19 protein-coding genes are annotated in these 26,077 nt (G+C 56.0%); 11 read left to right on the forward strand and 8 right to left on the reverse strand.

The annotated features are described in order from the left end of the window. Positions 1-51: 51 nt before the first annotated feature. The 4 genes from dpaL to arcC all read left to right on the forward strand — a co-directional run bounded on the left by dpaL (position 52) and on the right by arcC (position 4,928). Positions 52-1,251, forward strand: a complete 1,200-nt coding sequence (dpaL, locus tag ROR01S_RS18780; RefSeq protein ID WP_004862823.1) for a diaminopropionate ammonia-lyase — start codon at positions 52-54, stop codon at positions 1,249-1,251. A 62-nt stretch (positions 1,252-1,313) separates the two neighbouring features. Further along, positions 1,314-2,525: a YgeY family selenium metabolism-linked hydrolase gene (locus ROR01S_RS18785; RefSeq protein WP_064359772.1), complete on the forward strand. Its 1,212-nt coding sequence runs from the start codon at positions 1,314-1,316 to the stop codon at positions 2,523-2,525. Positions 2,526-2,576: 51 nt separating this feature from the next. After that, entirely contained in the window at positions 2,577-3,983 is a 1,407-nt protein-coding gene (hydA, locus tag ROR01S_RS18790; RefSeq protein ID WP_004862828.1) for a dihydropyrimidinase, read from the forward strand. Between the two features lie 12 nt (positions 3,984-3,995). Continuing rightward, the gene (gene arcC / locus ROR01S_RS18795) at positions 3,996-4,928 is read left to right on the forward strand and encodes a carbamate kinase (RefSeq protein WP_004862832.1); all 933 of its coding nucleotides are present in this window, start codon (positions 3,996-3,998) and stop codon (positions 4,926-4,928) included. 86 nt (positions 4,929-5,014) lie between these two features. On the opposite strand, the gene yqeB is transcribed toward arcC, so the two are convergent. Both yqeB and yqeC read right to left on the reverse strand, forming a co-directional pair. Then, a complete protein-coding gene (gene yqeB / locus ROR01S_RS18800; protein WP_064359773.1) occupies positions 5,015-6,640 on the reverse strand; it encodes a selenium-dependent molybdenum cofactor biosynthesis protein YqeB in 1,626 nt (541 codons plus the stop codon). 41 nt (positions 6,641-6,681) lie between these two features. Beyond that, positions 6,682-7,440 (reverse strand): selenium cofactor biosynthesis protein YqeC, encoded by a 759-nt coding sequence (yqeC, locus tag ROR01S_RS18805; RefSeq protein WP_064359774.1) that lies wholly within the window; start codon positions 7,438-7,440, stop codon positions 6,682-6,684. Positions 7,441-7,474: 34 nt separating this feature from the next. On the opposite strand from yqeC, the gene ROR01S_RS18810 reads away from it, so the two are divergent. The 3 genes from ROR01S_RS18810 to ssnA all read left to right on the forward strand — a co-directional run bounded on the left by ROR01S_RS18810 (position 7,475) and on the right by ssnA (position 12,788). After that, complete coding sequence (locus ROR01S_RS18810) at positions 7,475-8,074, forward strand: NTP transferase domain-containing protein (RefSeq protein ID WP_004862839.1); 600 nt, start codon at positions 7,475-7,477, stop codon at positions 8,072-8,074. A 278-nt stretch (positions 8,075-8,352) separates the two neighbouring features. Further along, a complete protein-coding gene (gene ygfK, locus ROR01S_RS18815; protein ID WP_015584177.1) occupies positions 8,353-11,457 on the forward strand; it encodes a putative selenate reductase subunit YgfK in 3,105 nt (1,034 codons plus the stop codon). Beyond that, the gene (gene ssnA / locus ROR01S_RS18820) at positions 11,454-12,788 is read left to right on the forward strand and encodes a putative aminohydrolase SsnA (protein WP_064359775.1); all 1,335 of its coding nucleotides are present in this window, start codon (positions 11,454-11,456) and stop codon (positions 12,786-12,788) included. The genes ygfK and ssnA overlap by 4 nt, the downstream gene beginning before the upstream one ends. 58 nt (positions 12,789-12,846) lie before the next feature. Here ssnA and ROR01S_RS18825 read toward each other — a convergent pair whose 3' ends face one another. Further along, complete coding sequence (locus tag ROR01S_RS18825) at positions 12,847-13,323, reverse strand: 4Fe-4S dicluster domain-containing protein (RefSeq protein WP_048025211.1); 477 nt, start codon at positions 13,321-13,323, stop codon at positions 12,847-12,849. Further along, entirely contained in the window at positions 13,320-15,260 is a 1,941-nt protein-coding gene (gene ygfT / locus ROR01S_RS18830; RefSeq protein ID WP_064359776.1) for a formate-dependent uric acid utilization protein YgfT, read from the reverse strand. Before ygfT ends, ROR01S_RS18825 begins: the two co-directional genes overlap by 4 nt. Before the next feature lie 427 nt (positions 15,261-15,687). Between ygfT and ROR01S_RS18835 the strand changes: the two genes are divergently transcribed. Then, positions 15,688-17,133: a nucleobase:cation symporter-2 family protein gene (locus ROR01S_RS18835; RefSeq protein WP_004862857.1), complete on the forward strand. Its 1,446-nt coding sequence runs from the start codon at positions 15,688-15,690 to the stop codon at positions 17,131-17,133. Positions 17,134-17,380: 247 nt separating this feature from the next. Further along, positions 17,381-19,528 carry a formate dehydrogenase subunit alpha gene (fdhF, locus tag ROR01S_RS18845; RefSeq protein WP_081213145.1) on the forward strand — a complete coding sequence of 716 codons (2,148 nt, stop codon included), beginning with the start codon at positions 17,381-17,383 and terminating at the stop codon, positions 19,526-19,528. 151 nt (positions 19,529-19,679) lie between these two features. Here the strand turns inward: fdhF and ROR01S_RS18850 are convergent, their stop codons facing one another. From ROR01S_RS18850 to ROR01S_RS18860, 3 genes are all read right to left on the reverse strand, one after another. Then, complete coding sequence (locus ROR01S_RS18850) at positions 19,680-20,138, reverse strand: (2Fe-2S)-binding protein (protein WP_004862868.1); 459 nt, start codon at positions 20,136-20,138, stop codon at positions 19,680-19,682. 45 nt (positions 20,139-20,183) lie between these two features. Further along, positions 20,184-23,399: a molybdopterin cofactor-binding domain-containing protein gene (locus ROR01S_RS18855; protein ID WP_064359778.1), complete on the reverse strand. Its 3,216-nt coding sequence runs from the start codon at positions 23,397-23,399 to the stop codon at positions 20,184-20,186. 348 nt (positions 23,400-23,747) lie between these two features. Further along, on the reverse strand, positions 23,748-24,518 hold the full coding sequence (locus ROR01S_RS18860; protein WP_004862872.1) for a DeoR/GlpR family DNA-binding transcription regulator: 771 nt from the start codon (positions 24,516-24,518) through the stop codon (positions 23,748-23,750). Between the two features lie 90 nt (positions 24,519-24,608). Here ROR01S_RS18860 and ROR01S_RS18865 point away from each other — a divergent pair, with 90 nt between their 5' ends. Beyond that, complete coding sequence (locus ROR01S_RS18865) at positions 24,609-24,992, forward strand: VOC family protein (RefSeq protein WP_015584171.1); 384 nt, start codon at positions 24,609-24,611, stop codon at positions 24,990-24,992. A gap of 35 nt (positions 24,993-25,027) precedes the next feature. Beyond that, a complete protein-coding gene (locus ROR01S_RS18870) occupies positions 25,028-25,669 on the forward strand; it encodes a CatA-like O-acetyltransferase, family 1 (protein ID WP_048024870.1) in 642 nt (213 codons plus the stop codon). Here ROR01S_RS18870 and arsC read toward each other — a convergent pair. Next, complete coding sequence (gene arsC / locus ROR01S_RS18875) at positions 25,649-26,074, reverse strand: glutaredoxin-dependent arsenate reductase (RefSeq protein ID WP_015584169.1); 426 nt, start codon at positions 26,072-26,074, stop codon at positions 25,649-25,651. The genes ROR01S_RS18870 and arsC overlap by 21 nt on opposite strands. Positions 26,075-26,077 lie beyond the last annotated feature (3 nt).

Below are 26,077 nucleotides of genomic sequence, written 5' to 3' on the forward strand. Positions count from 1 at the left end.
CTGGCCTGCAGGCCAGCATCACACTCTCCGCATGATGGATAAGGACAGAGTATGTCTGCTTTCTCACTGAAAATGGATATTGCCGAAAACCGTTTTTTTACCGGCGAAACATCCCCGCTGTTTTCGCGCCAGCAGGCGCAACAGGCACGACATTTTCATCAAAAAATCGTCGGATATAAACCGACGCCGCTGTATGCCCTCAAATCGCTGGCTGCTCTGTTCGGCGTAAGTACGATTCTGGTCAAAGACGAGTCGCAGCGTTTCGGTCTGAACGCATTCAAAATGCTGGGCGGCGCCTACGCTATCGCACAGCTGCTGTGCGAAAAATATCACCTGGATATCAACGCATTTTCCTTCGCAACCTTCAAATCCAGCATCAAAGAAAAGATGACCTTTGCCACCACCACCGACGGTAACCACGGACGCGGCGTGGCGTGGGCGGCACAGCAGCTGGGACAGAATGCCGTCATCTATATGCCCAAAGGTTCTGCCCAGGAGCGCGTTGATGCCATCCTGCGGCTTGGCGCCAGGTGTATCGTCACCGAGATGAACTATGACGATACCGTACGCTTCACGATGCAAACCGCCCGGCAAAACGGCTGGGAAGTGGTACAAGACACCGCCTGGGAAGGTTATACCAAAATCCCGACCTGGATTATGCAAGGTTACGCCACCCTCGCCGATGAAGCGGTAGAGCAGATGGCGGCAATGGGCATTGCTCGTCCGACCCACGTTTTCCTGCAGGCTGGCGTCGGCGCGATGGCCGGCGGCGTGCTCGGTTATCTGGTGGACGTCTTCGGCGCACGCGATCTGCATTCGGTTATCGTTGAGCCAGAGCTGGCGGATTGTCTCTACCGTTCAGGCGTCAAAGGTCAAATCGTCAACGTTGGCGGCAGCATGGCCACGATTATGGCTGGCCTGGCCTGCGGCGAACCCAATCCGCTGGGCTGGGACATTCTGCGCAACTGCGCCACCCAGTTTATCTCCTGTCAGGATGCCGTAGCCGCGCTCGGGATGCGCGTACTGGGTAATCCTCTCGGTACCGATCCGCGGGTGATTTCCGGAGAGTCTGGCGCTGTCGGTCTGGGCATTCTCTCCGCCGTACATTTCCATCCACAGCGCGAAGCGCTGATGAATAAGCTCGGACTGGATAGCCGCTCCGTGGTGCTGGTTATCAGTACTGAAGGCGATACCGATGTGGAGCACTACCGGGAAGTCGTCTGGGAAGGTAAATATCCGGCAGCCCAATAATTCCTCAGAACACTGACAAATTCATCCCGCTGAGCGGGAAACAAAAACTGGAGAACTGATTCATGGCCAAGCACATTCCCTTCAAACTTATTCTTGAAAAAGCAAACCACTACCAGCAGGACATGACCCGTTTTCTACGGGACATGGTGGCAATACCTAGCGAAAGCTGTGATGAAAAACGCGTTGTCCATCGCATTAAAGAAGAGATGGAAAAGGTCGGCTTCGACAAAGTGGTCATCGACCCGATGGGCAACGTTCTTGGTTATATCGGCCATGGCCCGCGTCTCGTCGCGATGGACGCACATATCGATACCGTCGGCATCGGCAACATCAAGAACTGGAATTTCGATCCCTATGAAGGCATGGAGACCGATGAGTTAATCGGCGGTCGTGGAACGTCTGACCAGGAGGGGGGAATGGCCTCCATGGTCTACGCCGGTAAAATTATCAAAGACCTCGGACTGGAAGATGAGTACACCCTGCTGCTCACCGGCACCGTTCAGGAAGAAGATTGCGATGGGCTGTGCTGGCAGTACATCATCGAGCAGTCAGGTATTCGCCCGGAGTTTGTTGTCAGCACCGAACCAACGGATTGTCAGATCTACCGCGGTCAGCGCGGGCGTATGGAAATTCGCGTTGATGTCCAGGGCATCAGTTGCCACGGTTCCGCGCCGGAACGCGGCGATAACGCGATTTTCAAAATGGGACCAATCCTCAATGAACTGCAGGAGCTCTCGCACAAACTGGGCAATGATGAGTTCCTGGGCAAAGGCACCCTGACCGTTTCCGAAATTTTCTTCACCTCGCCAAGCCGCTGCGCCGTTGCCGACAGCTGCGCCGTCTCCATCGACCGGCGCCTGACCTGGGGGGAGACCTGGGAAGGCGCTCTGGCTGAAATTCGCGCCCTGCCCGCCGTACAAAATGCCGGCGCGGTGGTGTCGATGTATAACTATGACCGTCCGTCCTGGACCGGGCTGGTCTACCCGACCGAGTGCTATTTCCCGACCTGGAAAGTGGAAGAAAACCACTTCACCGTCCGTGCGCTAAGCAATGCCTATGAAGGGCTGTTTGGTAAAGCGCCGGTCGTTGATAAATGGACCTTCTCGACCAACGGCGTCTCCATCATGGGCCGTCACGGCATTCCGGTCATCGGTTTTGGGCCAGGTAAAGAACCGGAAGCCCATGCGCCTAATGAGAAGACCTGGAAATCCCATCTGGTGACCTGTGCCGCGATGTATGCCGCCATTCCGCTTAGCTGGCTGGCCACTGAATAATCATTGACTGCAACCCCTCCCGTCGCTTCGCGACGGGAGTCTGGAGTGTTTATGCGCGTACTGATTAAAAATGGCATCGTCGTCAATGCCGACGGCCGGGCTAAACAGGATCTGCTCATTGAAAACGGTCTGGTCAGCCGCCTGGCCCCCCAGATAACGCCTGACCAACCTTGCGACACTATTGATGCCGAAGGTTGCTACGTGATGCCCGGCGGCATCGATGTTCATACCCACTTTAATATTGATACCGGACTCGCCCGCAGCTGTGATGATTTTTTTACCGGTACCCGCGCCGCCGCGTGTGGCGGTACAACAACCATCATCGATCATATGGGCTTTGGCCCTGCCGGCTGTCGGTTACGCCACCAGCTGGAGGCCTACCACGGATATGCCGCTTATAAAGCGGTGATTGACTACAGTTTTCATGGCGTTATCCAGCATATAAATCACGCGATTCTTGATGAGATCCCGATGATGGTCGAGGCGGGGATCAGCAGCTTTAAGCTCTACCTGACCTACCAGTACAAACTCAATGATGACGAGGTGCTGCAGGCGATGCGTCATCTACAGCGTGCCGGGGCATTAACGACCGTCCATCCGGAAAATGATGCCGCTATCGCGCAAAAGCGCGCTGAGTTTCTTGCCGCCGGTAAGACCGCCCCGCGCTATCACGCTTTAAGTCGCCCGTTTGAGTGCGAAGCCGAAGCCATCGCGCGGATGATCAATCTGGCACAGCTTGCCGGCAACGCACCGCTATACATTGTGCATCTCTCCAATAGTCTGGGTCTGGACTATCTACGTCTCGCCCAGGCCCGCCATCAGCCGGTATGGGTAGAAACCTGTCCACAGTATCTGCTGCTCGACGAACGCTGCTATGAGCGTGAAGATGCCCTGCAGTTTCTGCTCAGTCCACCTCTGCGTAATGCCCGGCATAACGATGCCCTGTGGTGCGGCATCAGCGATGGCGCGATTGATGTTGTCGCCACCGATCACTGTGCTTTCTCCATGGCCCAACGCCAGCAGCTTTCCGGTGGCGATTTCAGCCGCTGTCCAAACGGTCTGCCGGGAGTCGAAAATCGTTTGCTGCTCCTGTTCTCCCACGGGGTGATGACCGGACGCATTTCGGCGGAACGTTTCGTGGCTCTCACCAGCGCGACGCCGGCAAAACTGTTCGGTCTGTGGCCGAAAAAAGGGCTGCTGGCACCCGGCGCCGATGGCGATGTGGCGATCATCGATCCGCGTCGGACTACCACCATTCGTCATGAAATGCTGCATGACAACGCTGACTATTCCCCGTGGGAGGGGTTTATCTGTCAGGGCGCTATTCGCCAGACCTTGTCTCACGGCAGAGTGATCTTCGATAACGGTCACTTTACCGGCACCGCAGGCCAGGGGCGTTTCCTGCGCCGCCATCCCTTTTCAATCGCTAACGCTCCCGTAAGCGGAAATGCACCCTAAAGTGAGGAATGAATGAGTAAGAAAATTGTTCTCGCCCTTGGCGGAAATGCCTTAGGGGACGACCTGGCCGGGCAAATGCAGGCCGTTAAACAAACCGCGCAGGCCATCGTTGACCTGATTGCGCAGGGACACCAGGTGGTGGTGACTCACGGAAATGGTCCGCAGGTGGGGATGATTAACCTCGCTTTTGAAGCCGCCGCTAAAACGGAAGCGCACACGCCCATGCTGCCAATGTCGGTCTGCGTCGCCCTGAGCCAGGGCTACATTGGCTACGACTTACAAAACGCACTCCGTGAAGCACTCCTTTCCCGAGGAATGACCGTGCCCGTGGCAACGCTGATTACCCAGGTCGAAGTGGACGCCAACGACCCCGCATTTAAACATCCAACCAAACCTATCGGCTCCTTTTTTAGCGAAGAAGACGCCAGGCAGCTGACCCGCCAGGGGTACACCATGAAAGAGGATGCCGGCCGCGGCTACCGCCGCGTTGTCGCATCGCCACAACCGGTGGATATCATCGAAAAAGAGACGGTGAAAGCGATGATGGAAGCGGGTCATGTGGTGATTACCGTAGGCGGCGGCGGTATCCCCGTCATTCGTGAAGGCCATCACCTGCGGGGTGCCAGCGCGGTGATTGATAAAGACTGGGCCAGCGCGAAACTGGCAGCGATGATTGACGCCGATATGCTGATTATCCTGACGGCGGTGGAGAAAGTCGCCATCAACTTCGGCAAAGCGGATGAGCAGTGGCTGGACAGGCTCACGCTCAGCGATGCCGAACGCTATATTCGCGAAGGCCATTTCGCGAAAGGTTCGATGTTACCGAAAGTCGAGGCTGCCGCCTCGTTCGCGCGTTCCCGTCCCGGACGTCAAGCACTGATTACGGTTCTGAGCAAGGCTCAAGAAGGAATTGAAGGCAAAACCGGAACCGTGATAGCGGGTTAAACAAGGTCTGAGAAAACCAGTAACCCTCGATACGCCCGGTGATGTTCCGGGCGATTTTTACAGGACCAGCCCACGGGATATCAGGCTCAGGCGACCGTTAACACCGCTTCTTTCGCCTTAACGCCTCGATGCATTAGCGTCATTAGCGCTTCAAGCACGCCACCGCCAATCGCCCTGGCCTTATCCGATACGCTGGTATAATCGGCGTCTGCGCCGCGCGGATCGATATCACCGATTTTGAAACCGCTGTTAACCACCAGGCCATCGTTTAATAACCCACGCACCATCCCGCCCAGCGGGGCCAGAATCTCCCGGTCACCGATGGTGGCGATCGTCTCCCCTTCGTTGACAATATCTCCCAGCCGCACCCGCCCCTGTAGCACGCCGGCCACCGGAGCGCGGATTACCCTCAGCGACGTGTGGCCCTGAATATTGCCCGGGATCCCGGTATTTGCCTGAGCGCAGCCGTGGTAAATCACCTGACCTAACCAGTGGCCCCGATGGGTTTCAATTACCGCGTGGCAATCTTTTCCGGCACAGAAACCGGGGCCAAGCGCGATCACCGCCGGTGCCAGCCCGCAATGAGTACCGAAGTTTTCCTTCGCCAGAATCGCATCCACCACGCAGGCGGGCCTCAGGTCGTGTAGGGAGTGGCACACTGGATCGACCAGAAGCGGGATGGCCCCATTTTCGACGATACGAATAGCCTCATGTACCGACGCTGCGCGCCGGGCGACAACGCCCTCTACCGTCACCTCACCGTCGAATATCGCCTGGGCAAAGGCCACGCTGCGGCGGATCGCCGTCGGTTTTTCAACCTCGAGCATGATCACCTTAAATCCGGCATGCCAGAGCCGCAGCGCCACCCCGGTAGCAATATCTCCGGCACCGCGAATCACGACCCGCAGATGCTGTGAGGGATGATCCACCGCCATCATCAGGCCACCAGCGGCCTGATTTTTCACCTGCAGGATCTCCGCCAGGACGCTGATAGCAATCTCGTTTGGCGTCTCTGCGCCAATGTTATAGCCCACCGGCGCATGCAGACGCGCAATGTGTTCTTCCGCAACCCCGTTTTCACGCAGTTGACGTAAAAAAAACTGAACCTTACGGCGGCTGGCCAACAGACCAAGCCAGGCCACTGGCTGGGTAATCAGCCGATCCAGCGCTTCGCGATCTTTATTGTTGGTGGCGATGAGAACAAAGTTGTCCGGGCGAATGTCCAGCTTTTCTAACGCGGAACCAAAGGTTTCGGCATGCAGCAGCTGGGTCGACGGAGGGAAAAAATCAGGATTGAGGCTCTCCCGATAGATATCGGCAACGGCGATTTCGAACCCTACCAGCGCCGCAATTTGCGCAATTGCGCGGTTGACGTGTCCGCCGCCAATCAGCACCAGGCGCGGCCGCAGGCCATGCACGCTGATATAAACCGACATCGCGCCTCCGCAGTCAGAGCCAACGGCATCGGCCCCGTTGCGCGCCATCCTGCCGTGAAACATTCGCGACGCCTTCTCACCCAGCGCCACCAGTGCCTCATCAATCACTTTTCGCTCCACCATCCCGCCGCCTATAGTTCCCGCAATGGTCCCGTCAGCGCGGATCAACATCTGCGCCGAGTGCCTGGGCGTTGAGCCTCTGCTGTCAACAATCTGCGCCAGCGCAAACGGGCGATTCTGTTCTTCGAGTCTTGCAGCTTCTGAGAAAATATTCATAACAACCTCGATGGCTATCCCTTTTCACCCCAGAGTGGATCTCACTCTCTCACTCGTCTGCGCGTGATTGCCGGACGCGCCTGAACGGATCCCGCCCAGATGGCATCAACATCGCCATCGGTCAGCAGGTCGGCTGTCAGCAAATTATCATTTTGAGAAAGCTGATTAAGTAACCAGATGCGCCGGACACCCGTCGGCGTATCTTTAAAGGCCCCTTCAGGATGCTGAATGAAACGATGCAGCATCGGCCAGCTCAGCCTGTCACCCGGTACGGCGGCGGTTATTCGGGAAAAAAAGGGCCAGCGATGAACCGTCCCAGGACCAATACATTGCCCAATCAACCCGCCTCCCGTCACGGCAATGACGCAGCGACTTGAATCAGGGATGCAAGGTTCATGCTCGTTTGGCGCTTTGAGTGCAAAACCGTGAGCACCGTCGGCTTCTACCAGCACCACGTCGACGTCAGCCTGCGCCACCAGTCCATCGAGTTGCTCGCCGGTAAAACCCTTTACTTTTCCAGCCTGCGGCAGCCATGCGGAAAAACAGGCCAGCATCGGCTGTTGCCAGACGACTGGCGACAGCCGCCGCGGATCGCGACAGATAACAACCGGCATCTGCGCCGGTAGATACATATGCGTGGTGGTGGTCAACAGGACCCGTCGTCCGGCCCGGACAAATAATTCAGCCAGCCACAACAACGTACTGGTTTTGCCGCCAGCGCCGACGGTGGAAATAAGTAACGGGCTGGCAGACGCACCCAAATCACAAAACAAGGCGTCATCTTGCGGTATATTTTCCATTAATCAGGTTCATTTCCATTATTTAAAGAGAGCTATGAAGCCGATCGACTGCATTATTACCGCCGCCGGGTTGTCCTCCCGAATGGGGCAATGGAAAATGATGTTACCCTGGCAAGAGGGAACAATACTTGATGCAAGTATTAAAAATGCCCTGCAATTTTGCTCACGTATTATTCTGGTGACGGGTTTTCACGCGCAGGAACTGCAGACACGGTATAGCAACAATCCCAGGATAACGCTGGCCCATAATGCGGATTATCAACATGGGTTGTTCTCATCCGTGATTTGCGGGGCCCGTGCCGTGACAAGCGAATACTGCTTTATCACCCACGGCGATCTGCCTTGTATCACGGCTGATGTGTTCCGCACCATGTGGCCGTTGCGCTATAACGGTTCGCTCCTTCCGCATTATCAAGGAATACCGGGCCATCCCATCCTCGTTGCCAGCCGCTATTTGCAACAGCGGCTGAACCGATCTGACGGTTCATCTGTCCGCAAAGCTCTGCTCAGCGGTCGGCATCAACGACTGGAACTGGAATATCCGGAAATTATTTTTGATATTGATACCCCTGCCGATTTTATTCGCCTGCAGAATAGCCCGCGTTTCTCGTCGCGATGCCATCGCACCTCATGAGGCGCGCATAGCGCGATAACGTAAATTATCATTGTGATAGATAAGCGTTGATTTTGAGAAATAAACACAGTTCATTTTGGTGAGTGATTTTAATTCGCATTAGCATAACGTGATGTATTTCATAAAGCGTCGTTAACTTTAGATCTCTCTCACAGATTCGCACCCGCTTAGCTTAATGGCTAAATAACTGGTGTGATTGTTGCTCCACCTCTCCCAATTCGTCGGAAAGATCGCTTTCCCGATAATATTCGTTCACCGATTAATCTAAGGAGAGGGTTATGGGAGATATCATGCGTCCCGTCCCGTTTGAGGCATTATTGACGCGTATCTTTGATGAATACCAAAACCATCGCTCGATATTTGGTATTCCTGAACAGCAATTTTACTCGCCGACAAACCCAAATCGACTCACCGTGTTCGGCGAGAGTTGTGCAACCCCGGTTGGACCTGCCGCCGGACCGCATACCCAGCTGGCGCAAAATATTATCACCTCCTGGTTAACCGGCGGTCGGTTTATCGAACTGAAAACCGTGCAGATCCTCGATCGGCTTGAGCTGGAAAAACCGTGTATCGACGCCGAAGATGAATGTTTTAATACTGAATGGTCGACCGAATTTACCTTGAAAAAGGCTGCTGATGAGTACCTGAAAGCCTGGTTTATTCTGCACCTGCTGGAAGAGATTTTCCCGCTCACGCCGATGAAGGGCGGCAAATCATTTATTTTCAATATGAGCGTGGGTTATAACCTGGACGGTATCAAGCAGCCGCCGATGCAGCAGTTCATCAACTGCATGATGAACGCCAGCAAGCAACCCGAATTTTCCCGCTATCGCGATATTCTCGACCGCTGGCTGCATGACGACAAGTTCCTTCTCCGCTTCCGGTTCGATGATATCCGTCCACGGCTCGACACGCTGGCACACCGGATCCCCGCCACCCTGGTACACGGCGTGACGCTGTCGACGATGCATGGCTGTCCGCCGGACGAAATTGAAGCCATTTGTCGCTATATGCTGGAAGAGAAAAACCTCAATACCTTCGTCAAACTCAACCCGACGCTTCTCGGCTATTCGCGGGTACGCGAAATTCTTGATACCTGCGGCTTCGGCTATATCGCCCTCAATGAAGAGTCCTTTGACCACGATCTGAAAATCGATCGGGCATTAGAAATGCTGGAACGCCTGATGCAACTGGCAAAAGAGAGACATCTCGGCTTCGGTGTGAAGCTCACCAATACCCTCGGCACCGTCAACAACAAAGGTGCGCTGCCGGGAGATGAGATGTATATGTCCGGTCGCGCGCTGTTCCCGCTGTCCATCAATGTTGCCGCTCTTCTTTCCCGCGCTTTTGACGGCAAGCTGCCAATCTCCTATTCCGGAGGCGCCAGCCAGCTCAATATTCGCGAAATTTTTGCAACAGGAATACATCCAATCACCATGGCGACGGACCTGCTGAAACCGGGAGGCTACCTGCGGCTTAGCGAATGTATGCGCGAACTTGAGCAGTCTGACGGCTGGAAGATGACCCGGGTGGACGTCGCAAGATTGAATGCGCTGGCAGAAAAAGCCGTCAGCATGGCGTACACCCAGAAACACTGGAAACCCGATGACCGTATTGATGTCGGCGAGAAACTGCCCCTCACCGACTGCTACGTCGCCCCCTGCGTTACCGCCTGCGCCATTAAGCAGGATATCCCGGAATATATTCGTCTGATGGGCGAACAGCGTTATGCCGACGCGCTGGAGCTGATTTACCAGCGCAATGCCCTACCGGCCATTACCGGTCATATCTGCGATCATCAGTGTCAGTACAACTGTACTCGCCTGGACTACGACAGCGCACTTAACATTCGTGAATTGAAAAAAATCGCCCTTGAGAAAGGCTGGGATGAATACCAGCAGCGCTGGCATAAACCCGCAGGTTCCGGCACCAGACATCCGGTAGCCGTGATTGGCGCAGGTCCGGCAGGACTGGCCGCCGGATATTTTCTCGCCCGCGCCGGGCATCCGGTGACGCTTTTTGAGCGCGAAGCCAACGCCGGTGGCGTGGTACGCAATATCATCCCACAATTCCGTATTCCCGCAGAGCTGATCGAACATGATATTGATTTCGTGACCCGGCATGGGGTGAATCTGGTTTACGGCTGCGATCCGCATCTGAGCGTTGAAAAGCTGCAGCAGGAAGGATTCCACTACGTTCTGGTGGGAACCGGTACCGATAAGAACAGCGGCGTCCCGCTACGCGGTGATAACCTTAACGTACTAAAATCACTCCAGTTTTTGCGGGAGTATAACCGCGGCGACAACCTGAAGCTGGGGAAACATGTGGCCATTATTGGTGCAGGCAATACCGCAATGGACTGCGCCCGCGCGGCCCTGCGCGTCCCCGGCGTGGAGAAGGCCACCATCGTTTATCGCCGTTCACAACAGGAGATGCCGGCGTGGCGTGAGGAGTATGAAGAAGCCGTTGCTGATGGCGTTCAGTTCCGTTTTCTGAACAACCCGGAAGAGTTTAACGCCGATGGCACCTTGACGCTGCGCGTTATGACTCTCGGCGAAGCCGATGAAAAGGGCCGCCGCCGCCCGGTACAAACCGCCGAGACCTGCACGCTGCAGGTCGATACCCTGATAACCGCCATCGGCGAGCAGCAGGATCACGATGCCCTCGCGGCGATGGGTATTCCGCTCAATGAACATGGCTGGCCGGTTGTCGATCTCAATGGGGAAACCGGTAAGGCCAACGTCTTCCTGATCGGCGATGTGCAGCGCGGCCCCTCTTCCATTGTTTCCGCAATCGGCAATGCCCGCCGGGCCACGGATACGATTCTGGCCCGCGAGAATATCCTCAGTCACCATGGTGATAAACGCTGGAATAACGTCAATCCGGCGGAAGTCTACCGCCGTAAAGGAACCATTGCCGTGGCAAGGGTAAACAAAGACGATCGCGATGCATTCGTGGCCCAGGAGGCCTCCCGTTGCCTTGAGTGCAACTACATCTGCAGCAAGTGCGTGGATGTCTGTCCAAACCGCGCCAACGTCTCAATCGCCGTACCTGGGTTCCAGAATCGCTACCAGACCTTGCACCTTGACGCCTTCTGCAACGAATGCGGTAACTGCGCCCAGTTCTGCCCGTGGCAGGGCAAACCATACAAAGACAAAATCACCATCTTTAGCCTGGCCGAGGATTTCGGCAACAGCACCAACCCGGGTTTTCTTGTCGAAGCGAACCAGGTTCACGTACGACAAAACGATCGGATCTGGCTGCTGAATATCGACGAACGCGGTCAGCTTAACGACGTACCGCCACCGCTTACCGACATGTGCCGCATTATCAGCCATGTTCATCTCCACCATCGCTATCTGCTGGGAGGCGTCGAAGTATGAGTATTCTGATTCTAAAAAATGCGACTGTCGTGCAACTTTACCCGGCAAAAGTCGTGGAAAATGTCGATATCGTTATCGAAAATGAGACGATTATCGATGTTGGTGCGGACCAGTGTCGGCGCTATCCGCAGGCCAGCATCAAAGAGATGCAGGGCCGCCTGGTCATGCCTGGCAACGTATGTTCCCACAACCATTTCTATTCCGGCTTATCACGCGGTATCCAGGCCAACATCGCCCCCTGTCCGGACTTTATCTCGACGCTGAAAAACCTGTGGTGGCGGCTCGACCGGGCGCTGGATGAAGAGTCGCTGTACTACAGCGGACTCATCTGCTCGCTGGAGGCCATTCGCTGCGGCTGTACCGCGGTTATCGACCACCACGCCTCTCCGGATTATATTGCCGGGTCGCTTAGTCAACTCCGTCAGGCCTTTCTGAAGGTGGGGCTACGCGGAATGACCTGCTTCGAAACCACGGATCGCAACGGTGGCGTCAAAGAGTTACGGGCTGGCGTTGAGGAAAACATTCGCTTTGCTCGCGAAATAGATAGCGCAAAGGAAAAAGGCGATACCCCGTATCTGGTGGAGGCCCATATCGGCGCTCACGCGCCGTTCACTGTCCCGGATGAGGGCCTGAGTATGCTCTCCGAGGCCCTGAAGACAACCGGCCGCGGGCTGCATATTCACGCCGCGGAAGACCGCTACGATGTCTCCCATAGCCACCATCATTATGCAAAAGACCTGCTGGTCAGGCTGGCTGATTTCGATCTGCTCGACAGCAAAACGCTGATCGCCCACGGGCTGTATCTTTCGGTCAGGGATATTGAGCTGCTGAATGCGCATGACGGGTTCCTGGTACATAATGCCCGTTCTAACATGAACAATCATGTGGGCTATAACCAGCGTCTGGCGACGTTCCGTAACCTGGCGCTCGGGACCGACGGTATAGGTTCTGATATGTTTGAGGAGCTTAAGTTTGCCTTCTTCAAGCACCGTGATGCCGGCGGGCCGCTGTGGCCGGATAGCTTTGCCCGTGCATTGAGCAATGGTAACGAACTGCTCAGTCGTAACTTTAATGCACAGTTTGGTCGTGTTGAAGCCGGTTACAAGGCCGACCTGACCATCAGCGATTACGCCTCGCCCACGCCGTTTATCGCTGAAAATATTGCCGGCCACATTGCCTTCGGGATGGGGAGCAGCAACGTGCATAGCGTCATGGTCAACGGGGTCATGGTTTACGAGGACCGTCAGTTTACCTTTAACTGCGAACCGGTGTTTGCCGAAGCCAGAAAGGTTGCGGCGAAGATGTGGAAGCGAATGGATGCCCTGGCCTGACGCCTCTGGCAGGAAAAAGAACCCGGTCTCTGCACCGGGTTCTTTTTTTGCAGCAAATCTACAGCGTCAGCAGACTGGCGGTGGCGACGTTACGCTGTTTTTGCAACGCCGCCAGCGCCTCAGCGCTCATCACCCTGAGCGCAGCCGTCGGGCAAACATCAACGCAGGCGGGCCCCTGTTCACGCGCCACGCACAGATCGCACTTCACCACCACCGGCGGATGTGCCGCCGTGGCCACAATCGTTATTGCCCCAAAAGGACAGGCTACCACGCACCCCTGGCAGCCGATACAACGTGCGGCATCGGCTTCAACCCGCTCGGTTCCCATCGTTAACGCGCCAACCGGACAGGCAGACACGCAGGGCGCGTTTTCACATTGATGACACATCACCGGTACGCTGAGATTAGCGAGACGCATCACCTTCAGGCGCGGATGAAACTCCGCCCCTTCAGCTATATGCGACAGGGCGCAGGCGACTTCACAGGTCCGGCAGCCAATGCAGGCCTGTGGACTGGCGACGATAAAGCTGGTCATATCCCCTCCTTGTTCCTGAACAGATCCAGCATCTCGTGAGCCGCCTGGCGCCCGGCCACCATCGCTGTAACCACCAAATCGGCGCCATGCACCGCATCCCCGCCGGCAAAAATTTTGTCATTGTCGGTTTGCGTCGTGCCGCGACCTTTACCACCGGTACGAATCTGCCCCCAGCGATCGAGTTGGATCCCGTGCCCACGTAGCCAGGGCATATCATGTGCCTGGAAGCCAAACGCCATGATCAGCACATCGGCCGGGAGCTCAAACTCTGAGCCGACAATCGGCTGCGGACGACGACGCCCGTCCGCGCCGGGTTCACCCATTTCGGTGCGGATCATCCCAACCGCGCTGACCTGGCCTTTGCGGTTACGCAGAATATACTGCGGCTGAACGTTGAACTGAAACTCCACCCCTTCTTCACGAGCGTTCACCACCTCTTTTTTCGAACCCGGCATGCTCAGTTCATCCCGCCGGTAGGCGCAGGTTACGCTGGCTGCGCCGCGACGGACCGCCGTACGCAGGCAGTCCATCGCCGTATCGCCGCCCCCGAGCACCACTACGCGTTTACCTTTAATCTCGGTCAGCGGATATTCCGGACTCTCCTCAAGCCCCATCACTTCACGCGTGCTGGCAATCAAAAACGGCAGCGCCTGAATCACGCCCGCTGCGTCTTCCCCTTCCAGTCCCGCCGCCATCAGGCCGTAGGTACCCACGCCAAGAAAAACGGCGTCATAACCGGCAACCAGGTCGTTGAACGCCACATCGCGCCCCACTTCATGATTAAGGTGAAAAGTAATCCCCATCTCACTGAAGATCTCCCTTCTGACCCGCAGGATGCTTTTATCGAGCTTGAAGGGCGGTATACCAAAGGTGAGTAGGCCGCCGATTTCAGGATGCCTGTCGAACACCGCCACCTGTACCCCCGCGCGTGCCAGAATATCAGCGCAGCCCAGGCCTGCCGGACCGGCGCCAATGACCGCCACCCGCTCCTTACGCGGCACGACATGCCCCACGCTCGGTCGCCAGCCCATCGCCAGCGCGCTGTCGGTGATATAACGCTCAAGGTTGCCAATGGTGACCGAGCCGCCTTCATTTTTCAGTGTGCAGGCCCCCTCGCATAGACGATCCTGCGGACAAACCCGGCCGCAAATTTCCGGCAAAGAGCTGCTTTGATGACACAGCTCCGCCGCTTCGATGACATTGCCCTTATTGACAAGGCGAATAAAATCCGGAATGTGGTTATGCAGCGGACAGGTCCAGTTGCACCAGGCTTTCTGGGCGCAATAGAGGCAGCGTTCACTTTCGTATTCCGCATCGCAGGCCGCAAGCCCGTGGTAGATTTCGGCAAAATGGGTCTTTCGCGTTTCGGCAGCGATCTTCTTCGCCCCGACGCGCGGTAATTTATCGAGGAACGCTTCGCGTCGCGTCCTCTGACGAGGCTGCACCGCCAGCCCCTGGGCCGCACGAATCTGTCGTTCGCGGCGCAGCCGGTTGATACCGGCCTCATCCATCAGCTTCAACGCCTGGGTCGGGCAGGCTGCCACGCAGGCCTGCTGACCCGAGGCATGTTCGCTGCACAAATCGCACTTCTGCGCCAGCTGCGGCGCATCCGCTGCCACCGAGGTCATTTCGATGGCGCCAAACGGGCAGGCTATCACACAGTTTTTACAGCCGATGCACTGTGCCTGTTGGAGCTGAATACTGTCATTAGCCAAATAGAGCGCCTGCGTCGGGCATGAGGTTACGCAGGGCGCATCGTTACAGTGATGACAGGTAGCGGCACGACTCTCATTACGGTGGAAGACAATGTGGATGCGTGGAAGAAAATGACGACGCTGCTGCGGCCAGACATCCTGATGATGCGCAGTCACACAGGCTATCTCACAGGCATGGCAGCCAATGCAGCTGGCGGCATCGGCAACGATAAATCTATTCATTTGCGTCCCTTTTATTATTATGAAAATGACAAGGGTCACGATGCAATAATCAGGCGCTTTTTATGTTCTGCCGCGTAGCAGGTTCATTTTTGAGAAGCGCCTCAAAGAAACACCCTTCCCAGCGCCGACCGGGGACCTCCAGCGAAATGCCGCGCAGAATCATGTGGCGATTCATAATGATTTCATTCCTATCATTATGAGAACCTTCTCTTCCTCATCCGTTGTTTAATCCTGACCTGTCGCGGCGTAAAAGGCGCGTTCTGTGACAGTCGACTCATTTCGACAACTTTCTGCCTCAAATTCAAAAAACTGGCACTCCCTAAGCATATTCCCCTCAGGTGTATTCAATCGTTACTCATCCTTCTCCCCAGTCGCGCCTTTCAGGAAGCACTGGCGGAAAATGTCGGATAATAAGGAGAACAAAGTTATGAGCGCCATTGATTCTCAGCCACCATCGGTCTCTGGCAGCCCCCATACAACAGATGAGGTGGATCGCGTCTTGTCGCCGGGGAAGCTGGTCGTTTTGGGTTTGCAACACGTTCTGGTTATGTATGCAGGTGCCGTCGCCGTGCCTTTAATGATAGGGGACCGGCTAGGATTAAGTAAGGATACGGTGGCGCTACTGATCAGCTCCGATCTGTTTTGCTGCGGCGTCGTGACGCTACTGCAATGTATCGGTATCGGTCGTTTTATGGGGATTCGTCTCCCGGTCATTATGTCAGTGACCTTTGCCGCCGTCACGCCGATGCTGGCCATTGGTATACACCCTGACATCGGACTGCTGGGGATTTTCGGTGCGACGATCGGCGCCGGAATCATCACCACCCTGCTCGCCCCTCTCATCGGACGGCTGATGCCACTATTTCCACCGCTGGTCACCGGCGTGGTGATCACCTCTATCGGTTTGAGCATTATGCAGGTCGGGATCGACTGGGCGGCCGGCGGGAAAGGCAATCCTGACTATGGTAATCCGGTTTATCTGTGCATCTCCTTCGCCGTACTTCTGTTTATCCTGCTGGTCACACGCTTCGCCAAAGGTTTTATGTCTAATGTCGCCGTCCTGTTAGGCATCGTCTTTGGCTTTGGCCTTTCCATGATGATGAATGAAGTCAACCTCAACGGCCTGTACGACGCCAAATGGTTCGCAATTGTCACTCCGATGGCGTTAGGGACGCCGGTCTTCGATCCGGTGTCGATTATCACGATGACCGCCGTGGTCATCATCGTTTTTATTGAGTCGATGGGGATGTTCCTGGCGCTGGGTGAAATTGTGGGCCGCAAGCTGACGCCGCAGGATATCGTTCGTGGTTTGCGCGTTGACGGTATCGGCACGGTGTTTGGCGGCGTTTTCAACAGCTTCCCCCACACTTCTTTTTCGCAAAACGTCGGGCTGGTCAGCGTCACAGGCGTTCACAGCCGCTGGGTCTGCGTGGCTTCCGGCGCTATTCTGATCATATTCGGGATGGTGCCGAAAATGGCGGTGCTGGTCGCCTCAATCCCGCAGTTTGTGCTGGGCGGCGCAGGGCTGGTCATGTTCGGCATGGTACTGGCGACGGGAATTCGCATTCTGGCGCGTATTAACTACTCCTCTAATCGTTACAACCTTTATATCGTCGCCATCAGCCTTGGCGTGGGTCTGACGCCAACGCTGTCGCATGATTTTTTCTCAAAATTCCCGACAGTACTGCAGCCGCTACTGCATAGCGGGATCATGCTGGCCACGTTCAGCGCCGTCACCCTCAATCTGTTCTTTAACGGTTACAACAAACACACGGGGCTGATTCCCGAGAACCCGGCGGTTAAGCGCCAGCCACGTACGATGCGCATGTGGTTACTGATGCGCAAAGTTAAACAGCAGCAACACGATGAATAACGAGAAAGACTACGGCGTCAATGCATAACTCTGACGCCGTCATCCCGCTACCGGGAGCATTCATTCCGCGAACTCAGGAGCACTTATCATGTTATTACGCCTGGTTTTCGCCACCGCGGTTCTCTGTTTGCTGAGCCTGCCAGCGGTGCAATATGCCATTAATTTGAGTTTCCATAGCCGCTTCGACTTTTGGTTATTCTTTTAATCGCGCTGTCTCCGCTTCGTTCTGACGAGGAAAATTATCATAATGAAAAAGGTGATTACCGTATGCCCGTATTGCGCAGCTGGCTGTAAGATCAGGCTGGTCGTTGAGGAGGAAAAAATCCTTCGTGCCGAAGCGGCAATGGGAAAAAACAACCAGGGAACCCTGTGCCTGAAAGGTTATTATGGCTGGGATTTCATTAACGATACCCAGATCCTCACCCCGCGCCTGAAAACCCCTATGATCCGCCGTCAGCGTGGCGGAAAACTGGAATCCGTCTCCTGGGAGGAGGCGCTCGACTACGTCGCGACCCGTCTCAGCGCCATTAAGGCGAAGTACGGTCCGGACGCCATTCAGACCACCGGTTCGTCCCGCGGGACGGGGAACGAAACTAACTATGTGATGCAAAAGTTCGCGCGCGCCGTTATTGGTACCAATAACGTCGACTGCTGCGCTCGCGTCTGACACGGCCCTTCGGTTGCAGGTCTGCACCAGTCGGTCGGTAATGGCGCCATGAGTAATGCCATCACGGAGATTGATAACACCGATCTCATCTTTATCTTCGGCTACAATCCGGCCGACTCACACCCTATTGTGGCGAATCACGTCATCAACGCCAAACGCAACGGGGCGAAGATTATCGTCTGCGATCCGCGCAAGATTGAAACCGCGCGCATTGCCGATATGCATATTGCCTTGAAAAACGGCTCCAACATCGCGCTGCTCAACGCCATCGGCCACGTCATTATCGAAGAGGATCTCTACGATAAATCCTTCGTCGCCAGCCGTTCTGAGGGCTTCGAGGAGTATCGTAAAATCGTCGAAGGCTATACGCCGGAGTCGGTGGAAGCCATCACCGGCGTCAGCGCGCAGGAGATCCGCGCCTGTGCCCGGATGTATGCCGGCGCGAAATCCGCCGCCATCCTGTGGGGCATGGGCGTGACCCAGTTCTATCAGGGCGTGGAGACCGTGCGCTCGCTGACCAGCCTGGCGATCCTCACCGGCAACCTCGGCAAGCCGAGCGCCGGCGTCAACCCGGTGCGCGGTCAGAACAACGTGCAGGGCGCCTGCGATATGGGGGCGCTGCCGGACACCTATCCGGGCTATCAATACGTGAAATTCCCGGAGAACCGCGAGAAGTTCGCCAGAGCCTGGGGCGTCGGGAGCCTGCCGGCGCATACCGGCTATCGCATCAGCGAGCTGCCGCACCGCGCGGCGCACGGTGAAGTACGGGCAGCGTACATTATGGGCGAAGATCCGCTGCAGACCGACGCCGAGCTCTCTGCCGTGCGTAAAGCGTTTGAAGAGCTGGAGCTGGTGATTGTCCAGGATATTTTCATGACCAAAACCGCCGCGGCGGCCGACGTTATCCTGCCGTCCACCTCGTGGGGCGAGCACGAAGGCGTCTATACCGCAGCGGACCGCGGCTTCCAGCGCTTCTTTAAGGCGGTAGAGCCGAAGTGGGACCTGAAAACCGACTGGCAGATCATCAGCGAAATCGCCACCCGAATGGGCTATCCGATGCACTATAACAACACCCAGGAGATCTGGGACGAGTTGCGGCATCTGTGCCCGAACTTTTACGGCGCCACCTACGAGAAAATGGGCGAGCTGGGCTACGTGATGTGGCCGTGCCGCGATGAGTCCGACGCCGACCAGGGGACCTCTTATCTGTTTAAAGAGAAGTTTGCTACCCCGAACGGGCTGGCGCAGTTCTTCACCTGCGACTGGGTTGCGCCGATCGATAAGCTCACCGACGAGTATCCGATGGTGCTCTCCACCGTGCGGGAAGTAGGCCACTATTCGTGCCGCTCCATGACCGGCAACTGCGCGGCGCTGGTCACGCTGGCGGATGAGCCGGGCTATGCGCAAATCAATACCGCCGATGCCGCGCGACTGGGTATTGAGGATGAGGCGCTGGTGTGGGTGAACTCACGTAAAGGCCGCATTATCACCCGCGCGCAGGTCAGCGACCGTCCGAATAAAGGGGCGGTCTATATGACCTATCAGTGGTGGATTGGCGCCTGTAATGAGCTGGTAGCGGAGAACTTAAGCCCGATAACCAAAACGCCGGAGTACAAGTACTGTGCCGTGAACGTTGAGCGCATCGCCGACCAGCGCGCCGCCGAGCAGTATGTGATTGATGAGTACACCAGGCTGAAAGCCCGCCTGCGCGAAAGCGCAATGGGTTAACACTGTTCCCCGCTTGCGCTACGTTTATCGGGGAAAAGATCCGGCCGCTCTCGGGAGTCGTCAGGAGCGATTAAATCAGCGGGTCAGGTTATCAGACAGAAAAGAGAGCAACCCGGGCCAGGTGTCTACACCTTAGCCCGGGTTGTACGATCTATGACTTTAAAGCATGGTGAATAGAATCAAGAATCGGTTGATAGCCGGTACAGCGACAGATATTCCCCTCCAGCACATCTTTCAACTGTTCATCCGTCGGCTGCGGCACTTTAGTCAGCAGCGCCGTGGTACTCACCAGTACGCCAGGAGTACAAAAACCGCACTGCACGCCGCCTTTCTCGACAAATGCCTGCTGCAGTTTTTGCGTCAGCGGGTTATCGTTCAATCCTTCAAGCGTGGTGATTTCCGCCTCATCGCACTGCCCGGCCAGAACCAGACATGAACAGACGGCATGACCATCCATTAATACCGTACAGGCGCCGCACTCCCCGATGGAACAGCCCTCTTTAGTGGCACTCAGGTGCAAAGTGTCGCGCACCAGATCCAACAACCGCATATGACCTTCCACTTTCGCTTCCACCAGCTTGCCATTGACCTTCACTTTGATTGTGCTCATTGCGCTATCCTGTGCGGGGCGATATCACGCCCCGTTAATTAATGGTTATTTATCAAATTCTTGCTTCGCCTGCGCCATCATGTCGCGGAACATACTGATAAACACAGGCTGCTTATAGGCCGCGGACCAGCGTTTGCCGATGGCGGCATCGATCAGCTTTTCCAGAACCGCACAAGCGCTGTCAATCGATGCATGCTCTAACCGCTGGCCAATCAGGCAACGCTCGACATCAGGCAGGCGCTGCGGTTTGCTAAACAGCGCGCCATCCACCAGCCGGCAGTAGTCGACGCAGCCGTTGGTATCCAGCGCCAGCAGCGCGCTCAGACTTTGCCGGGTAATATTCAGCGCATTACGTCGCCCCAGCTGATGATAGAAACCTCTGGCCTCCGGTCTGGCCGGCGGCGGCAGGATCACCTGAGTCAGCAGCTCATCCGGCTGACGCTGGGTTTTATAGCCAGATAGCAGAAACTCACCCAGCGACATCCGCCGCGTGCCGCGCAGAGAATGCAGCACAATACTCGCATCGTAGAGGATCGCCGGTGGAATGGAGTCGCCACAGGGTGCGGCGTTAACGATATTGCCGCCAATGGTGGCGCGGTTACGAATCTGATGTGAGCCTACGGTGTGACAGGCCTGAACCAGTAGCGGATAACGCTCGCACAGCAGCGGATGCTCGCTGATACGGTTAAAGGTCATCGCCGCGCCAATGACCATCTCATGACTATGGGGATCTTCTGTAATCCCGGTCAGTTCCTGAAGACGGGAAATATCCACCAGCTTCATTGCCCGGGTTTGCATGCGCCCTTGTACAATGACGTCCGTCCCTCCCGCTATTGCGCTCACGCCTTCCTGAGCCAGCAGCGTCAGCGCCTGTTCCAGATTCTGTGGACGGGTTACCGTCACGTCGGTCAGCCGCAGCACCTGCTTTTTATTTTCAGGCTCAATCATCAACTCGCTCTGCCGGGCGGGCTTTTTCAGATTGAAACCGAGGATCACCTGCTCAAGGGTCAGCGGCAACTTATTAAAGCGTTTCCCCAGCGCGAAGCTGACCGCATTATTGATAGCTGCCGCCGCCAGTTCAGTCGCCGGCTCGCCGATTCCTTTCGCACCGTACGGTCCGGCAAGATCGGGATTCTCTACGCCGATAACCGTCATTCGTGGAATATCTTTAATGGTCGGCAGGAGGTAGCTGTCAAAGTTTTCTGACTTCACCTGGCCGTGCTCAATATTGAAATCCTCCAGCAGCGCATAGCCAAACCCCTGGGCGACGCCGCCGCAGACCTGGCCTTCAAACCCCACCGGATTGAGTATCCGCCCAACATCGTGCGCAGCGGTCACATGCAGGAGTTCAGTTTTCCCTGTACTGGTGTTCACCCGAACTTCAGCCACCTGGCAGCCATACACCCAGGTAAAGTACGGACTGCCGCAGCCTTTTTCCTCATCCCAGTGAATCGGCGGTGGGACGAACCAGCCATACTCGGTGAGACTGACGCTGGCCCATTTGGTTTTATTGACGGCGCTTTTAAAATCAATACGTCGGCTTTCGTCATGGCGATTGATTATCAACCCACCTGACCAGAGGGTATCGGCAAGCTCGCAGGTGCCAAGCGTGTCGCCGACGACGCTGAGAATGCGTCGTTTAATCTTCTCTGCCGCATCGAGAATCGCCCCGCCGCCCACCATCGTTCCGCGCGTGGCCGCCGTGGATCCGCCATCGCCAATTACCGAGGTTGGCGGTTCGCTAAAATGAATGTCTTCAAGCCCAATACCAAACGCTTCGGCGGCAATGAGCGACATGGTGGTCTGTAACCCCTGACCATTTTCTGATACTGATGTCGAAAGGTTAACGCTGCCGTCTTCGTTGACCTGAATCAGCGCCGTTGAGGTATCAACCCCTTCCGCACCGATAGAACAGCCGCGATAGCTCAGCGCCAGGCCAATACCGTAGCGCCAGACGCCTCCCTGTTGATTCAACACACGATAATGCTGGCGTTTCGCCATGAATTCTGCCGACGTGCTGGCCTTATTCAACACTTCAATTGCCGAAACGGTGTGGTTATCAAACACCTGGCCGGTAATCGAAGTATCGCCTTGTCGTAGCGCGTTTTTTTCACGCAGCTTCAGCGGTGGAATATCCAGGTATTCCGCAATCTCATCCATCAATGATTCATGGGCGTAGACGACCTGCGGCGAGCCAAAGCCACGCATCGCCGAGGTATAGCTGTTGTTGGTGTAGACCGCTTTCACATCAATATGGACATTAGGAATACGATAAGGACCCGCGGCCTGTACCGAAGACCGCCAGGTCACGAAGGGCGAAGAAGCGGCATAGCCGCCGCTGTCCGCGAGAATATCGACCTTCATCGCGACAATATGCCCGACCTCATCGAGCCCCACTTTATACTTCATTTTATAGGGGTGACGTTTGCAGCTCTCGATAATCGACTGTTCGCGGGTATAGGCGAATTTCACCGGGCGACCGGTTAAGTGGGTCAGTAAGGCCGAACGGCAGGCCAGATGGTCGATCACATCATCTTTACCGCCAAACGATCCCCCCATCACCGCCCGCTTAATATTAATTAAGCTCTGCGGACAGCCCATAAATTTGGCCACGAATCCGCGAACACGATGCGGATTCTGAATCGAACCGGAAATGATCAGGCTGCCGTCGGTGGGATCCAGCCAACTGAGCACCACTTCCGGCTCGATATACGCATGCTCCTGAAAGCCCACTTCATACTCGCGCTCCAGCACATGGCGAGCCTCGGCGAACCCCTTATTAACATCGCCTTTAATCGTATGATGATGCGCGGCAATGTTGTCGCTGCGTTGCGGATGGATCAGCCGGGCACCGGGTGCCAGCGCCTGCTCAACATCGGTGAGCGGCGCATAGGGCGTATAGCGGACGTGTATTTTGTCAGCGGCCTCGCAGGCGGCCTCATAGGTGGTCGCCGCGATCACGGCAATCACGTCGCCGTGAAAGACCACCTCATCTTTGACGATCGGCAGGTAATCTTTCACGATAACCCCCACCGCTGGCGTACCAGGAATATCCTGCCAGGTGGCAATTTTCACCACGCCGTCGACCGCCAGCGCATCGCTCAAATCAAGGTGTTCAATTTTGCCCGCCGGGATATCCGCATAGCGGCAGACACCAAATAGCATACCTGGCAGGGTGATATCATCACCATAAATGGCCGTTCCTTTGACTTTCGCCAGGCCATCCACTCGTCCCGGCGACGCTGAACGTAAAGCGCACATAATATTCCCCTTATTATTGTCCGTTGATGGCAAACCAGACTTAGCCATTGCATGCAGTATCCGTTCACCCACGGGAAAAACCCGTCCGGGACAACAAATCCAATATCTGTGCCATAAGTCCGCCGGGATGTGGTGCAGGTTATTATTTGTGACTGGAAACGCAAAAAGAGGCACCGACGGGGAAAAATCAGCGCAGCAGAGGATGCGGAGAGCGTATCACCACCCGAACGACGGTGATTTTATCAAAGTGAGAAGACGTAATTTATCAAATTAATAATTGCCAGCCGTCGCCCGGATGGCGCGGCTCAGCAGGAGGTCTGTCGCCGATGCGGCGGCGTTTAGCGGGGGTCAGACGGTATAAATGCGGATATCGTGCTCGCGGAACGTGTCGCGATACTCGCGACTGATGTTCTCCTCCACCACCAGCACATCGATATCGCCGCTTTGGGCGACGACAAAACGGGCCACCGCCGGAATTTTATCCGAAGTCAGGCCGACGATAATTTCACTGCACTGTTTAATCACCGCTTTTTTAAATTCGCAATCGGCATAGTCGAATCCGGTCAGACCGGATTCCGGCGCCATCGCGCAGCCGCCGATAAACCCCTGATCAAACAGCACGCCCTGCAGCTGAGCCACCGCCGAAGCGCCAACGCAGCCGCCCGACGCTCGCTGAACCTGCCCGCCAAGCATCACCACGTCATACAGCGGCTTTTTGAGTAGTTCTGCGGCTATCTCCGGCGAATTGGTCACCACCGTTAACGCCAGTTCGGCTGGTAGCGCCTCCGCCATCGCCAGATTGGTGGTACCGGTATCGATAAAGATGCAGCCGCCGGGCTTCACCAGCCTTGCGCATTTCTGCGCGATTCTGAGTTTTGTTGCTGCATTTTTGTCTTTCCGCTCGCTGTAATCCCCGGCTTCCGGCAGGTTCATTACCGCGCCGCCGTAGACCTTTTTACAGAACCCGTCTTTGCTAAGTTCATGCAGATCGCGGCGAATTGTATGCTCGGAGACGTTTAAGCGGCTGGCCAGCTCGCTACAGACCACCCGACCGTTTTCCTGGAGGATCTGACAAATCAGCGCTTGTCGTTGCTGAGGGAAAGCTGCATAATCGAGCACATTAACTCCTGAAGTTATCTTAACCGAGCATTAAGGAGCATGATCATGCATCCGCCCGGCTCTGTCAACCTACCCTGTAAAGAGGTAAAAATGAAAATTGCCCATATCGCGCTCTGGACCCGGCAGCTTGAACAACAGGCCCGTTTCTGGACCAGCTTCTTTAACGGCCAGATTAACGAAAAATATTGCAGCCGGACCAATCCCGGCTTTGAGTCTTATTTTGTGAAAATTGGCGAAGACATTGCCATTGAGCTGATGTGCAAACCGGGGCTGCAGGCGGTCACGCCGGACAATAACCACACTGGATGGGTTCATCTGGCTATCTCCGTCGGCGGTGCGCAGCAGGTCGATGCGCTGGCGAAGCGGGCAGAAACACAGGGGATTTTAGTCTCCCCGCCGCGCACGACCGGCGACGGCTATTATGAAGCGGTGATCAAAGACCCGGATGGCAATCTGATTGAAATCGTTGCATAGTCATCTCTGCAACCCATTCTGAGCAGGAACGCGCCGTGTCTACCTACCATGTCATCGATAAAGAGAGCTGGCATCGTCGAGATCATTTCGAGTTTTATCGCACTTTTGCCAACCCCAGCTTTAACCTCTGCGTGCCGGTAGAAGCACAGCGCTTGTATGAGTGCGCGAAGGATCGCCAGGTCTCCTTTTTCCAGCTGGCGCTCTACGCGCTGCTGCGGGCAGCCAACGCGGTACCTCAGCTCAAGCAGCGGATGCGAGGCGACGATATTATTGAATATGATGATATTGCGGTGATGACGCCCGTCATGACCGCCCAGGAAGGGTTTCGTCAGGTGTGGTGCAACAATGCCGCCGACTTCGCCGCCTTTAGCCGCGCGGCGACGCCGAATATTGAGGCGGCAAAAACCACCGATCCGGCGCCGCTGATTGTCGAGGGCGAGCACTTTTTCTGCGCCAGCTGTCTACCGTGGCTCCATTTTAGCGCCATCACCCAGGCCGAGTATTATACGGGCGCGGCGGTTCCGGCGCTCACCTGGGGCAAACTGAAAAACGGCGTCATTCCGGTCGCGGGTAAATTCAACCACGCTTTTGTGGATGGGCTGCACGCCAGCCGTTTTTTCGCCCAGGTTGAAGCGGGGTTTGCCGAGCCGGATACCTTATGGCTGCCGCTGGTCTGAAGCCGCCACGACCCATTCCCCGTCCTCCTTACGAAACGGCTGTTTCTGCGCCTGGGTAAGGATCTCCAGCACCACTTCCGACGGACGACAAAGGCGTGTGCCCAACGGGGTGACCACGATGGGCCGGTTAATCAGGATCGGCTGCTGCAACATGCTCTCGATCAGTCGTTCGTCGCTAAGGGTTTCATCATCGAGCCCCAGCTGCGCGTAGGGTTCGACGTTTTTACGCAGCAGCGCGCGCACCGTTATCCCCATCGCCGCAATCAGACCCACTAACTCTTCCCGCGACGGCGGTGTGTCGAGATAGTAGATAATCGTCGGCTCAATACCGCTGTTGCGGATCATGGCCAGCGTATTGCGCGACGTGCCGCAATCCGGGTTGTGATAAATGATGGTGTTGCTCATATC

Source organism: Klebsiella ornithinolytica NBRC 105727 = ATCC 31898, from assembly GCF_001598295.1.
GTDB lineage: Bacteria > Pseudomonadota > Gammaproteobacteria > Enterobacterales > Enterobacteriaceae > Klebsiella > Klebsiella ornithinolytica.

What these genes read in the sequence shown, in the direction of transcription:
- arsC (WP_015584169.1), bottom strand. Translation starts at nt 26,074, where the DNA reads ATGAGCAACACCATCATTTATCACAACCCGGATTGCGGCACGTCGCGC.
- ygfK (WP_015584177.1), top strand. Translation starts at nt 8,353, where the DNA reads ATGGGAGATATCATGCGTCCCGTCCCGTTTGAGGCATTATTGACGCGT.
- yqeB (WP_064359773.1), bottom strand. Translation starts at nt 6,640, where the DNA reads ATGAATATTTTCTCAGAAGCTGCAAGACTCGAAGAACAGAATCGCCCG.
- ROR01S_RS18855 (WP_064359778.1), bottom strand. Translation starts at nt 23,399, where the DNA reads ATGTGCGCTTTACGTTCAGCGTCGCCGGGACGAGTGGATGGCCTGGCG.
- ROR01S_RS18810 (WP_004862839.1), top strand. Translation starts at nt 7,475, where the DNA reads ATGAAGCCGATCGACTGCATTATTACCGCCGCCGGGTTGTCCTCCCGA.
- ssnA (WP_064359775.1), top strand. Translation starts at nt 11,454, where the DNA reads ATGAGTATTCTGATTCTAAAAAATGCGACTGTCGTGCAACTTTACCCG.
- ROR01S_RS18850 (WP_004862868.1), bottom strand. Translation starts at nt 20,138, where the DNA reads ATGAGCACAATCAAAGTGAAGGTCAATGGCAAGCTGGTGGAAGCGAAA.
- hydA (WP_004862828.1), top strand. Translation starts at nt 2,577, where the DNA reads ATGCGCGTACTGATTAAAAATGGCATCGTCGTCAATGCCGACGGCCGG.
- ROR01S_RS18785 (WP_064359772.1), top strand. Translation starts at nt 1,314, where the DNA reads ATGGCCAAGCACATTCCCTTCAAACTTATTCTTGAAAAAGCAAACCAC.
- arcC (WP_004862832.1), top strand. Translation starts at nt 3,996, where the DNA reads ATGAGTAAGAAAATTGTTCTCGCCCTTGGCGGAAATGCCTTAGGGGAC.
- ROR01S_RS18835 (WP_004862857.1), top strand. Translation starts at nt 15,688, where the DNA reads ATGAGCGCCATTGATTCTCAGCCACCATCGGTCTCTGGCAGCCCCCAT.
- yqeC (WP_064359774.1), bottom strand. Translation starts at nt 7,440, where the DNA reads ATGGAAAATATACCGCAAGATGACGCCTTGTTTTGTGATTTGGGTGCG.
- dpaL (WP_004862823.1), top strand. Translation starts at nt 52, where the DNA reads ATGTCTGCTTTCTCACTGAAAATGGATATTGCCGAAAACCGTTTTTTT.
- ROR01S_RS18825 (WP_048025211.1), bottom strand. Translation starts at nt 13,323, where the DNA reads ATGACCAGCTTTATCGTCGCCAGTCCACAGGCCTGCATTGGCTGCCGG.
- ygfT (WP_064359776.1), bottom strand. Translation starts at nt 15,260, where the DNA reads ATGAATAGATTTATCGTTGCCGATGCCGCCAGCTGCATTGGCTGCCAT.
- ROR01S_RS18865 (WP_015584171.1), top strand. Translation starts at nt 24,609, where the DNA reads ATGAAAATTGCCCATATCGCGCTCTGGACCCGGCAGCTTGAACAACAG.